Here is a 14,010-nt window from a genome sequence, read left to right on the forward strand (position 1 = left end):
CTACGGTCTTGGCCGTCAAGAGGTGGCGGCGTAATCGGCCCGGTCAGCTTGGCGGATTTCGAGGACTGGCGGGGTATTCGTTCCCAAACGGAATCCGGCCCGGCGGGTGGGCAGGTCCTCATGCCCACCGCTGGGCCACAAGCAATGTGAAGCTGCTTTAGCCGCCGCAGCCTTCCTTGCCGCGCCGCACTTCTTCCGTGGTGCAATCGCCGAAGCCCACCACGTCCACCATGATCGATTTCATGACAGTAGCGGCCAGGGCGTCGGCCTTCTGCTTGGCGGCGGCGGCGTTTTCCTCCGCGCTGTTTTCGTTGAGTTGCTGCGAGGCCGAATTGGCCGCCGCCGCCGCCGCGCTGGCGGCCCCGGCCGGGACCACGGGCGGGGGCGGCGTGGTCGGTACGCCGACCGCCGTGCCGCTGACCTGGATGTTGCTGGCCCCGATCACCGCCGTGGCCGCGATCACCACGTTGTTGCCACCGATGCCCGCCTCGCCGGCATCGACCACGCCGCGCGGCGCGAACAGGTACACGTCGCCCGCCGCCTGCTTGGGATCGCTGATGGCGGTGCGGATACCGCTGCCCGACAACACCGGCGGGAACACCACGACCAGGTTGCCCTGGTCGTCGAAGGTGGATTGGGTGGGCGGCGCGGACAACGCCGACTTGGCCCCCTTGCCGGCGTCGATGTTGCCGTCGGAGGACCAGATCGTGATATCGCCGCCGCCCTGGGTGAAGACGCGGGATTCGTTCACCGTGAAATCGTTCTTGGCGATGGCGTTGATCGCGCCCTTTTGCTGGACCACGATGCCCAGGTCGGCGGTGGTCTTGGAACCCAGGGCCGAATTGGTCAAACCGGCGTTGATGGTGCCGCCCGGTGCCAACAGGTTGATATCGCCGCCCGCGATGGTGTGTACCCGGCTGAAGAACAGGTTGATATCACCCTGGTATTGATCGCCGGTGAACAGCGTCTGGATGGCCTTGAAACCCGGCTCGTAGCCCTTCTTGCCATGCTTGGCGGCATCGACACCCGCCTTGCGCACCACGTCGAACAACACCGGCAACACCAAATCGAGCTGTTGCCGCGCCGACAAGCCGCCGATTTCGGCATCGCTCATCTTCAGGTAGGTCTTGAGAAAACCCGCCGTGTCGAGTTTGTCGCTCAAGCCCGCCAGCAAGGACAACGAAGCCCCGGTGCTGGGCAGGGCCGGGTTCAGGGTATCGCCGAAGCTCACCAAACCGTCGGAAGAACCCAGATCGATATTGCCGCCCGCCAGCATCTGCATGGAACCCGGTCCCGAGATGCGGAACCGTGTGACCTGCCCGGCGACCAAGGCACCGTTCTCGTCGCGCTTGATGGCGAAGGCGATATCGCCCTGGGCGGAAATTGCCGAAATATCCTTGGGGTCCAGGTTTTGGATTTCGAAACTCACATCGCGCACATCGCCGCCGGATTCGATGCGGGCGCTCTTGGGCAAGTAGAACTCCAAGGGGTCGAAACCCTGGATATTGCCGCTCAAACTGGCGATGCGCACCGGCTCCGTATCGCCGCTATGCACCGGGACGGCGGCGTGGATTTGGTCGATGGAACCGCCGACCGGGCTGGTCCTGAATTGGAAATCGCCCAGGTTGCCCGGCGTGGTCGGATTCAAGGGGCCGGGGATGAAGGCGGGATCGGTGTCGGTCATATTGACCGTGACCAGGGCGTTGCCGTTGTCGCCGCTCTGGATCGCGTTCCCGGCGAACAATTCCAGGTTGCCCTCCGCCGCCGGGGCCATATTGAAGGAACGCATGATCTCGATGGAACCGGCGTTGGCCTGGGCGGTGACGGTGCCTGGATAGTAGTACAGCCCGATGTAATCGCCGCCGGTGAAATTGCCGCCCTGGATATCGCTCACATCGGCGGACAATACCGGCGATGGGGTCCCCGGATAGAGGTAGTTCTGGTTGAACACCGCCAAGGCGTTGTTGAAGGCAATATCTCCCGCCAAGGCGCTGAAGCCCACCGCGCTGGCGGCGGAATAGGTAGAGAAATCGCTGTCGGTGCCGGTGGTGAAGCGTTCCCGTAGCATGAAGGGATCGAACACCGCGCCCACGGCAATATCGGTGCGGGCCGAAACCTTGAATTGGGTATCGCCCAGCGAGAACAAGGGACCGTCGGTGTATTGCGTCCCGCCGGTGATCGCGCCCTCGGCGTCCACATTGGCCGTGCCTTTGCCGACATAGTACATGCCGCCCGCGATATTGCCGCCGGCCTTGATGTCCAGACTGCCGCCATTGTGGATATCGACGCTGTTGCGCTCGCCAGTACCGACCTGCTGGCCCACGGTGGGCACCACGGCGGACAAATCGGCGATATTGCCGCCCGCCGCGATGTTGACCCGGCCCCCGGCCAGGGCGCCGACATTCTGCTGGAAGCCAAGATAAGCGGGATCGAAGTTGTAGAGGTTGTTCTGGAGGATGGCGTCCGGCTGGGTAAGGGCGATACCCCAGGCGACCTTGCTCTCGCCGTTATGGTCGCTGCCCGGTATCCAGTTGCCGGTCCTGACCAGCCAATCCGGCACGAATTGCGGCGTCGTCGCACCGATGATATCGCCCCCCGCCGCGATGTCGATATTGCCGCCGCCGGTCGGATATTCGGCGTAGAAGTTCCAGACATCGACATTGGTAAACACGCCATAGCGCCGGGCCGGGTCGCTGGACACCGAACCCACGGTGTAGACCGCCGCGCTGGCATCGTCCAGCTTGAAATCCTTGCCCGCATGCAACTCGATATCGCCGGTGCCGGTGCGGATCAGGGCATTCTTGGCGAGTTCCAGGTCGCCGACGCCGGTCCGCACCTGCCCGGCACTGGCCGCGCCCGCTTCGGCTCCCGCCACCACCCGGAAACTCCAGGACGGCCCGGATTGGATGAGTTCGGAAATATAGGCCGGTTGATCGCTGTCGTCGGTGACCTGTCCCGCCGCGATGCCGTCGGATAGTTTGCCATTCAGCAGCACATCGCCCTGCGCCCGGAGCGTGAGGAAGCCCGGCACATCGTGGTTGCTCCCGTAGCGCCAAGCATTGGTGGGAACCGGGGTGCCGAGGCTGGGATCGGTTTCGTTACCGTCCTCATCCAGCCAACGCACGCTCCTGAAATCCCAATCGCTGGCGAGGGTCAGGTTGCCCGCGCTGCGGATTTCGAGGCCGGGCAGGATAGCGAGTCCGGGATGGGCCTTGGGGTCGAGCGCCGCCATATAGGCTTGGGTATCGGCGCTCCAGACAGTGATTTGGTCCGCACCGATGCTGGCGGTATGGGTTTTCGGGTCCACCGCCAGGTCGTAGACCTTGACCGCTTCCGCCACCACCTGGGTGGCCCCGCTGGCGGTGGCTTTGAAATCCACGCCCAATACGTCGCTGCCATCGCCCAGACTATCGCGCAAGGCCCGTAGATGGATGCTGCCCGCCAGATAATCGATGCCGCTGGCGCTATCCCGGACCGCGGGCCCATCAGTGATATAGCGGACCTGATCCACATCGGGCGTCGCCGCCGGGTTTTGCAGGGTGCCGCCGCGCACATCAATCACCGCCCCGGCCCCGGCCACGATGCCGGATTGGCCGTCGCCGTCGCGGTCCACCGCTTCCAGGAAGACGCTGCCGCCCTGGGCATTGACGGTCGAGGTACCGGCCAGCAGCTTGGCGGAAGAGGCCAGCCGCACCCGGTCGCCGGCGGCGAGGGCGATGGAACCGGCTTGTTGGCCGCTGGCGTCCAGGGTGCCGGCGACGATCACATCGCCGCTATCGGCGGCGAGTTCGAAGCTATGGGATTTCAGCACCGCGCCGTCGGCCACCGCGAGATCGCCCTGGCGCAGGCGCAGGCTGAAATCACGCGCCCCGCCGGTGCTTTGCAGATAAGCGAAAGCCCCCGCGCCCTGGTCGGCACTTTGGCCCAGGTCGAAAGACAAGCTGGCGTTGCTGCCGCCCGCCTGGGTGGCCGCGCCCTTGAAGCTGGCTTGCAGGCTGGCCCCGCCTTCAGGGGCCGAAAGGCCGAACGAACCGGCTTGCTCCGCGCCCGAGACATCGATAGTGGCACCGGCGGCGAGGCTGACATCGCCCTGGGCGGAATTCAGTGTGATATTGCCGCCGGGGGTGTAGACCGTTTTTTCGGTGTAGACCTGGGAAATACCGGAGACATCCAAGCTCGCGCCGCCCGCGAGGCTCAGGCCATGCCCGGCGTTAGCGATGAAATCGCCCGAGGGCAGCAGGATTTTGCTGTCCAGCGCGATGCTATCGGCGTTCAGGGTGTATTTGGCCCCGAGTCCCGCCGTCACGCTATTACCCGCCGCCAAGGCGGCGAAGGTCACGCTGTGGCCGCTGGCGTCCAGGGTGAAATCGGCCCCGTTGGCGGCGGTCGCCACCGGGGTGGCGAGGGTGGTATCGCCCGTGACGGCGAGCGTGCCCTGGCCGCTGGCGGTGAATTGGTTGGCGGCTTGCAGGTTGATGGTTTTATAGCCCGCGATGGCGAATTGGCCGCCGCCGAAGCTGAAATCCTTGGCATTGATGGCGAGGCTGCCGCCCTGGTCGCCGCTGGCGGTGAACGAACCCGCACCGGGGTTGGCGAGCGTGATCTGGTCGGCGCTGAGACTGGCCTGGGCGTCGCCATAGCCCGCGAGGCCGGAAGCTTCGATATCCAGCTTCTTGGCGGTGAGCGCGATTGCGCCATAGGTGCGGATTTCCGAGCCGCTGCGCAGGATCAGTTCGTCCACGGTGAAACCGGCCAACTGGCTGCCGGTCAGGCCCAGTCCACCGTTGTCGCCGCCGGTCGCGCCCAGATCGATACGGTTAGCCCCAAGGGACAACGAACCGCCCTTCATGTCGATACTGCCCGCGAAGCTGGCAGCGCGGGTGGCATCCAGCGTCATGGAGCCGTTCGCGCCCAGCACCGCACCGGCTTCGATATTCAGCGTGCCCTGGGTTTGGGCCGGGGTGGCGCGGACGATATCCGCCTGCCCCGCCGCCGATACCCGGACGAATGCGCCATCGCTGGCGCTGCCGTCGCTGTTGGAGAGGGTCAGGGTCTGGGTGCCGCTATTCAATTCACCCTGCGCTTGCAGTTTGGCCCCGGCGCGGATATCGATGCGGTCGTTGGCCGCCAGCATGATTTCCGGGCCTTTCAATTCGGCCCCCTGGTCAATGACCACCGCGCCCGATTGGGTGGCGATATGGGTTTCATCCTTGCCGACCGCGCTGCGGACGCCGCCCAGCAACAGGCTGTCCACGTTCAGCTTGTCGAGTTGGTCAGCCCGCAATACGACTTCGTCATCATTGCCGGTGGTGGCGCTGGTCGGAGCGACCACCCGCAGATTGTTAGCCGCGATATCGAGTTCCCCGCCATGGCCACCCTGGGCCGCCTGCCCGGAAACCGTACCGTCCAGACTCAGTTGGTTGCCGACTTCCAGGGTCAGCTTGCCGGCGTCGCGGGGCAGTTGCGGGACGGCCACTTCCAGCTTTTTGGCCTGGGCGGCGAAGAACTGGTCGGCGGTGTTGATGGTGTAATCGGTGAGCTTCTTGAAATCCCGGCCCCGCTGCACGGCGAAGCCTTCCCATTGATAGCTCTTGAACTCCGTGCCCGCCTCGGCGCGTTGGCCCGCCACCACGGCCACGCCATCGGCCCGCCGCGCGACCGTGCCGGGTTGGGTATTGGCGGTGCCGTGGCTGGTGGTGGTGATCAGATACGCCCCCGGCAACAAGGCATAGGACGCGGGCAGCAAGGTATAGCGCCCGGCCTTGAGTCCCGCCGCCGAATCGGCCAGATAGACGCTGTCGCCCACGCCCAGGCCGGATTTGGGGGTTTCGATGGGATCGTAGGGCGCGATGCGGTCCTTGAGCCAGGGCAGGATGGCGTATTTTTCCTGGTACTGGAAATCGCCGTTCACGACTTCCGGGTCTTGCGGGTCCAAAAGGTCCAGCGAGCCGCCGCTGCCCTTGACGAATTCATGGCTCCACAATTGACCGCCGCCCGAGATATCGATCTTGGCGCCGCTGGCGACGGTGACGCGGGCACCGCTCAGTTGTATGGAGCCGGTGGGCGGAGCTTGTTCGCCCGTGCCCACGCCGTACAACAGGTTGATGCCGCTGCCGATGGGATAGAGCCAATCCTGGCCGCCCTGGGTCTGGCCGAAGGGGATGGTCTGGCCGTCGGCGGAGACCGAGACCACCGCGCCGTTGCCCAGATTCAGGGCACTGGCGGTGGCTTCGAGCTTGATGCTACCGAACGGGGCTTTGATGACGCCGCCCACCTCGATATTGGGCGCGGTCATCTCGATCCCGCCGCCCGCCGCCAGGATCGGAGCGGGCGTGCCGCTGCCGCCCAGCACGGTGAGCGTGCTGGTGTCGTCGCCGCTCAGCTTGATGGCGTACTGGCTGAGGGTGGCAGGATAGATTTGCTGGGCCGCCAGGGTCAGGTTGCCGGAGGCCAGCAATGTGCCGGTGAAATCGCGGGTCTGCGGCAGGTTGACCCCGCGCAGGCGCAAATCCTGGGCGCTGACCAGGCGGGTATCACTGATGCCTTGCAAGCTCAAACCGCCCAGCAGGTCGATGTTGCGGGCATTGGCCGAGAACGTGCCCGCGCCGCCCGTGCTGTCGGGCAGGGCGGCGCTGGTCTGGTCGCGGACCAGGCTGGAACCCAATTCCAGATAGGGCGCGTCCAGAACCACGCTGGACGCGGTCTGGCCCTCGGCCTGGGCCAGCGCCAAGGTCGGCGTATCCAGCACGATCCGGCTGCCGGTGGCGAGGGTGACATCACCGACGAAGCGCACTGCGTTTTCGGCCTTGAGCGTCAAACCATCGAAACCGCCCGCCGCCAGCCGGTTGGCGGAAAGCGTGGCGAGTCCGTTCACGCTATCGGGCACCGCCGTGCCGGGGGTCCAATCCGCCAGGAGGTCTTCGGGTTGATCCTGGGTGATCTGGATGGTCCGGGGACCGGCCGGGAAAGTCTTGGCCAGATTGACATCGTCCGGCGGGTTGCGGAGCGAGGTCAGCAGGGAAATCGACAAATCGCCGCCACGGGCCCCGTGGGCGCGGTCGCTGTGTCCCTGGATATCGCCGCCGATCAAAACGCCTTCCGCTGCGTTCAGGGCGATACTGCCGGCGTCGGAGGCATGGACGGTGGGCACCAAGCGATAACCGGCCCCGCTGGGGTCGGGGCGGGATTCGCCCACCACCGCGCGGGTCCCGGAGACATCCAACACCGAACCGGGTTCCAACACCACATAGCCGCGGTTGGCGCTCAGCGAGATCGAGCCACCCGCCAGCACATCCTTATCATTGACGCCGTTGTTGACACCCGGCACCGGCACCACGGCCCCCGCCGCCGAGAGCGTGGCGGTCTTGCCCACGAAGATGCCCTGGGCCGCGTCGTAGGCGATTTGCTGCGGCGAATTGACATCGACCACGAGGCTACCCGCCGGGGCGCTGATCCGGCCATCGAGGACGGCTTTGCTGTCGGTGTGGATGGCGATCTTCGCGCCCGGATCGGCGGCGATGCTGGAGCCGGGATCGAGGACGATGCCGACCTGGGTGCTGTAGGTGTTGGTCGGTTGCTTGAGCGTGAGGCTCAGGTTCACCGGCTGGCGCAGATCGTCGGTGAGCATGCGCGGCCCGCCCAGGCTTTGGATGGACGTGCCGGTCGGGGCTTGCTGGTAGCCGTCGTTGAAAGCGAAATTCTGGGCCTTGAGGTCGATGTGGGTGTCGTAGCCGAGCGCGATGCCGTTCAGGTTGGAGGTCAGGGCATAGTTGGCGAAACCACCGCCATTGAAGAAACCCGGTGCCAGCACCAAGGGCTGGAGGCCATTGCCCGCGGTTTGGTAGGCCGAGAAACTATCGCCGATCAGGATTTGATTGGTGGCGAGGCTGAGGCTGCCGCCCTGGGTCTGGCCATAGGCGTGGAGATCGCCGTTCAGTTCCAGGTTGGAGCCATTGCGACCGCTGATGGCGATATTCGGGTTGCGGCCGGTGTCGGTGGCCGCGAGGCTGATCGAACCCCCCTTGCCGCTCACCAGCTTGCCACCGCTATCCAGCCACGCGCCAGCGTCGGCGGCGATTTCCGCGCCTTTGTCGAAACCGAGGTCGCCGTCGGCCAGCAGGGTGACCGTGCCGCCATCGACCGGCGCGGCCTTGAGCGGTAGCTTTTTCCCGCCTTGTTTATTGGTCAGGTCGTTGGTCCAGGCTCCCGAGACATCGATGCTCGAACCGGGGGCCAGATGCACCTTGCCGGTGGTTCCGAAATCCGGGACGCCTTCGTCGAACTGGGTCTTGAGGGCCACGGTGCCGGACGGGGCGCGGATATGGCCCTCGAATTCGACCTGCCCGCCTTGCAAGGTCAGGCTGCCCTCGGCGGGCAGGTTCACCTCGGCCAGATCGGAGACACCGACCGCGCCGCGGCTGACCACGGTGGTGGAACGGAAGCCGGTACGTTCCAGATAGCGATCCATCAGCACCAGGGGGTTGGTCAATACCGCGCCGCCCAGGCCGGCCGACAGGCGCTGCAATTGGGCGTCGAGATCGCCATTCTGGCCCAACACCGCCACCGACTGGACCCCCAGCGGCGAGAGTCCCAAATCGATATTGAGCGACGCGCCGGCCGCCCGCTGGCCGCTTTCGCGCTGATGCAAGCCATCGACGGTGCCGCCGCGCAAATCACCCTGCAAATCCAATTGGGTGGCGCTGATATCGAGTTGCCCGCCGTCCGCGCCTTGGTCGTAGCCTTTTTCGTAGCGGCCCTGGTTACCCGGACCCAGCAGGAACCAGGAGCGGGTGACGCCCCAGCGCTTGTCGGTCTGGGAATAGCGGCCAGCGATGCTGTCGTAATGGCGACCCAAATCGGCGTTGCCGATCTCGTAGAACTTGTCCTGGGATTTTAGCCAGGTGGTTTTGACATAGCCGCTGTTGTAATGGGTATAGCCGCCGGAAACATCGACCTTGGCATCCGGGCCGATATTGACGCTGCCCCCCGAACTCAGGGATACGCTGCCGCCCTTGACGCTGCGCTCGGCGATATTGCGCTGGATGCGGGCGATGCCGCCGCTGATATCGATGGTGTTGCCATCGCTGCCGATGCGGCCATCCTGGGCTTCGCGGATATCCACCAGGACTTTCTTGCCGTAAAGCGCCCCTTTCTTGTCCTTTTGCATGGGCGCGTCGCGCAGTTCGAACGAACGCAGTTCGACCTGCACCACGTTCTTGGCCATGGGCACTTTGACGTTCTTGAGTCCCGCGGCATCGACCGTGGCCCCTAGCTTCAGGTCGATGGAGACATTCGGGTCGCTGCTACTGCCGGTGGTGGGATCGGCGGGCGCGGTGGTGGCGGTGAGGGCGATCTTGCCCGAAGGCGCGGACATCTTGGACGCTTCCAGCAGGGCGATCTGCTTGCCCATGATCTCGATGCGCGAGGGGTCTTGGGTCTGTTCGTCCACCGCCTTTTGACGGCCTTTGTCCGGCACGACTTGGGTCACGCTGCCCTGGCCCAGGACCACCCGCGCCTGTTTGCCCAGCCCGTCATTCAGCGCGGCGTCGCGGTCGGTGCGGTCGGGAAGCAGTTCATAGGTGGAGGTGCCCGGCTCCTGAATCACGGGGTTGTCGCCCTTCTCGCGGGCCAACAGGCGGATCGAGCCGTTCAGCCGCACCGAAGTGGTGGCCGAGACCAAGCCTTCCTGGTTGACCGCGAAGCCTTCCAGGGTCACGTTACCGCGGCGGGCGGCGATCTTGCCAAGGTTCTGGACCTTGCCGCCGGTGGCGACTTCGACCAGGAGTCCGCGCACGCCGGTGGCTTGGCTATCGGCTTCCTGGAGATAGACCTTGTCGCTGGACGCGGCCAGGATGGCCTGGCCGCCGGGGGTTTTGATATCGCCCTTGTTGACGATGTTGGGCGCGGCGATGAGGATGCGCCCGCCGTCCTGGGTGGTGAGCTGCGCTCCTTTTTCGAGGGTGACGCCGATCTTGACCGGGTTGCCCTGGGCATCCTTCACCGGATTGCCCTGGGCGTCCTTGAGATAGAGCCCGTTGCCGCCGTCCAAGGCGGCGGCCCCGTTGGTGTTGATGGCCCGGCTCAGGCCGTTGTTCAGGGTGTCCTCGCTGATCTTGAGGGTGCTGACCACCAGGGTGTTGGTATCGACCCTGGCGTCCTTGCCGAACAGGAAGCCGTTCTGGTTGACCAGATAAACCTGGCCGTTGGCGGTCAGGCTGCCGAGGATGCGGCTGGGGTCGCTCTGATGGATGTTGTTGAGGGCGATGGCGGTGGCCGAGGGCTGGCTGAAACGGACGGCGTTGTCCTTGCCGATGTTGAAGCTTTCCCAGTCGAGGATGGCCTTGTCCGACAATTGCTTGATGGTCATGGTGCCGCCCTTGATGACGGGACCGAGCACCCGGCCATGGCCGGGCGCGACCAGTACGCTGGAAGGCACCGGCAATTCCGCCCGCGCCGGCGCGCCGCCGATGGCAACCCCGCCCAGGATCAAGGAGCCGATGGCTTCGGCCAGGGGTTTCTTGTGGGGCAGCCTCACCGCCACCCGCCGTAATCGCTTAGAACTCATAGGCCACCTTGAAATCGATACGCTGTTCCCCGACACCCACTTGGTTGATGGCGCTGAAGGGATAGGACCAATCGAGTTCGTTGGTCATACGGTGGAAGGCCCGCATCCGGAAACCGGCCCCGGCGCTGGCGAGATGGTAGCCCCCAGGACTTCCCGGCAAGGCTTGCAACACCCACAGCCGCGCCCCGTCCATGAAGCCCAACAGCCTGAAATCCTGGATGTATTCGCTGTCCAGCAGTTTGGGGCTGTAAAGCTCCAAGGAGCCGCTGATGCCGTCGTCGCCCAGGACTTCGGTTTGATGGTAGCCATGCACGCTCAAGGGACCGCCCGCCGAGAATTGCTCGTTGGAAATCAGGGGCGAATCGGTGATCTGGCCGTTGGCCTTGATGAGGAAGCGAATGTCGTAGGGCAGGATTTCCTGATGCTTCACCTCGGCAGTGAAATACATATAGTCGGGCTTGGCGTTATAACGTTTGTCGGCGAATTCCTGGGGATCGTTGCCCAGGCCGCGGATCGAGAAATGCAGCCCCAGATCGACCGAACTCAGGCGCTGCTCGCCGCGGTGGATGAGGTTATAGCCCAGCATGAAGGGGGAGTAATGGATCGGAGTGGCCTGGGTATCGGCCCCGGTCAGGATGGATTGGCCGAAGTCCTTGTAATCCCAGCCCAAGGTGACGCTGTGGTAATAACCATCGCCCGCGCCGAAGGGCTTGACCAACCGCAGCCCGTAGATTTCGCCGGTACCGACCACGCTCATGGCCCCGGCGGTCGAGATATCGGTGTTCGAGGAAATCCCCACGCCATAGAACGCGAGGCGGCTGTCCCATAGCCCGATGGGCAGGGCGTAGGTGCCGGACCAGACCTCGACCTGATCGGAATTCTCGGGCGACACCTGGTATTGCAGGGAGGCGCTGTGCTGCATCTGCCAAAGGTTGTCGTAGCGGATGGAGCCGATCAAGCGGGTGAGGGTGGTGTCGGCGCTGTTGCGGGTATTGATTTCCACGCCGCCGTGCAGGGGCAGTTCGTCCTTGACCTGGAGTTCCACGTCCAGCTTGCCGGGGGTCGCCCCGGCCCGCAGCACCGGGGTCACGTTGCGGTCGGGGCTTTCCTCGGCCAGCGCCGCCAATTCCTTCTGCACCGTCGGCATATGCGGCACCTGGCCCTCGGCCAGCGAGGGCACGCCCGCCTTGATCTTGCCTAGCGAGTAATAGCGGGAGCCGATGACGTTGAGGCGGCCCACCCGGCCTTCGGTGACTTGTAACACCACCAGTCCTTCATCCACGTCCTGTTCCGGGATATCGACCAGGACCGTGGTGTAACCCTTGTCATGGTAGAGCTTTTCCAGCGCCTTGCGGGCTTGTTCCACGGATTCGATGGAGCGCCCCGGCCCGGTATAGGGATAGACCGCGTGTTCCAGGGCTTCGTCGGCCAGCACGCTGTTACCGTCGATCCTATAAGCCCAGATATCGAAGTCGACCGGAGCCTGGGTCGCCGTTTCCGGGGCCGGCTCGTCTGCCAGCACGGCCTGGCCGCAGGTCAGCAAGACAAAAAATAAGGCTTTCCGCATTCAAAACAACCTGTATACCGCCGGTTCGGACCCGGCTAGCCCTCGGGGGCATGATTCGACCGCGCACGGGCGTGGCGGTAGCGGCCACGCACGCCAAAACGCGGAACAGGTCCGGGGCGTCGCGCCCCGGACCTGTTCCGCACGGACCCGCCTCGAAGCCGGCATCGGACGGTGCTACGCCGCTACCGGCTTCCGATCCAGCCGGTTTAGAAACTCGGCGTCTTGCTGTTGTAGGCCGCGTTCATGGACGGCACACGGCAGTTGTCCGTGTTGGTGGTGGTCCGGGTGTAGGCGATCACCGGGTTGGTGAGCTTCAGCACGGCATCCGGAACCTGGCCGGTCACGGTGGACAAGGCCATGTAGGTCGGGGCCGGCATCAGGCTGTTCAGGTTGGCCAGGGTGCTGGCGCTGCCGACCAGGTTCTTGAAGGTCTGGGCGAAGCCGACCTTGGACGCGGGGGCCAGGTCCTTACGCCATTGGACGGTGGCTTCGGCCCACAGCGGATATTTGCCGTCATGCGCGTTCTTGAGCGTGGGAGCGACACCATCGACCTTGATGAATTTGAAATTGGCGTCGGCCTTTTCCAAGCCCATCAGGCCAATGGCCCAGCCGGTGTCGCCGGCCTTGCTGGGCACGGTCACGCTGCCTGGGCTCTTATCGGTGGAGATGACCTGCTGGGTGCCGGTGTTCCAGGCCTTCAAGCAGTTGATAGCATCGCCGGAACCCGAACCCTGGGTCACGTTGCTGGTATTGCCGGCCAACGGGGCCAGGCCGCCGCCGTTGCATGGGGTGTCCATGATCACGTTGTTGATGGCGGCTTGGGTGCCGGAACCGGGGGTGCGGCGGCAAATTTTGACCGGATAGAAAGACGAACCAGCGGAAACCGTCGGGGTCGGCAGGGTGATGCCGGGGATGACGTTGGTGGTGTCGGTGAAGGGTTTACCGTTGACCTGGATTTGGTTCCACTGGGTCACCTTGCCGGTGAACAGGCTGGCGAGCAGTTGCTTGCTCATCGACGGCATACAGACTTCGGTATCCAGGCCTTTGCAACTTGCGCCGCCGCTCTTCAAACCTTGGGCGACCTGGAGCGCGTTGCGCAGGTTGGTATTGACCACCACGCCGAACACCTGGCCCACCACGCTCTTGACCGTGCCGAAGGTGGCGGAGGCGGAGGCGGAAGTGACACCGGTGAAGCCGAGCGGCACGTTGACGCCGCGGAACATGGCGGGATCGACATCGGACACGCCGGCGTCGGGCACGACGTTGACGGCGGTGGTGGCGGTGCCGCTGTTATTGCACTTGACCGCGTCCACGGTGCCGACGATGGGCGAAACATAGGTGCCATCGGTGGTGCAAGAGGCCGGATCGATCTGGGCGACCGGATTGTTGCTGATCAGGGTCTGCACGCCATAGGCGGAACCGCCTTCGGAGCGCTTCAGCAACATGATGGTCTGGCCGGAAATAGTGCTGTCGATCTTGCTGTTCTGCGCGGTGGTCTTGGCCACGCAAGCGACACCGAAGTAATTGCCCAGCTTGGGCAGGATGCCCGTGGTGCCATCGCTCTTGGTCACGGTGGTGTTGGTGGGCTTGTTCAGGACGGTGATATTGCTGGCGCAAATATCCTTCAACATGGCGTCGAAGGTCAGGTTATCCGTCGCCGAGGAACCGGCATAGCGCAGGATATATTGGCTAGCCACCGTGGTCGGGTCCACGCCACCATTCGGCAGGGCCGCGAAAGTGGTTTGCGGCAGCACGGTCGCTGCGGCGATGGCGAAGGAAAGAGCTTTTAATTTCATGTTTGGATACCTGAAGTGTCCGGGTTGATCGATGCCCTGGTCCCAAGGGTTTTGGTCCCAGTTAAAAGGCGGAATGGATAGGA

3 protein-coding genes are annotated in these 14,010 nt (G+C 64.5%); all 3 read right to left on the reverse strand.

Going from position 1 to position 14,010, the window contains the following annotated elements; genetic code table 11:
* Positions 1-157: 157 nt before the first annotated feature.
* On the reverse strand, positions 158-10,564 hold the full coding sequence (locus tag B9N93_RS21250; RefSeq protein WP_085216431.1) for a filamentous haemagglutinin family protein: 10,407 nt from the start codon (positions 10,562-10,564) through the stop codon (positions 158-160).
* Complete coding sequence (locus B9N93_RS21255; protein WP_085216432.1) at positions 10,554-12,131, reverse strand: ShlB/FhaC/HecB family hemolysin secretion/activation protein; 1,578 nt, start codon at positions 12,129-12,131, stop codon at positions 10,554-10,556. The genes B9N93_RS21250 and B9N93_RS21255 overlap by 11 nt, the downstream gene beginning before the upstream one ends.
* Before the next feature lie 206 nt (positions 12,132-12,337).
* Positions 12,338-13,927: a type 2 periplasmic-binding domain-containing protein gene (locus B9N93_RS21260; RefSeq protein ID WP_085216433.1), complete on the reverse strand. Its 1,590-nt coding sequence runs from the start codon at positions 13,925-13,927 to the stop codon at positions 12,338-12,340.
* Positions 13,928-14,010: the final 83 nt, after the last annotated feature.

The organism is Methylomagnum ishizawai (assembly GCF_900155475.1).
GTDB lineage: Bacteria > Pseudomonadota > Gammaproteobacteria > Methylococcales > Methylococcaceae > Methylomagnum > Methylomagnum ishizawai_A.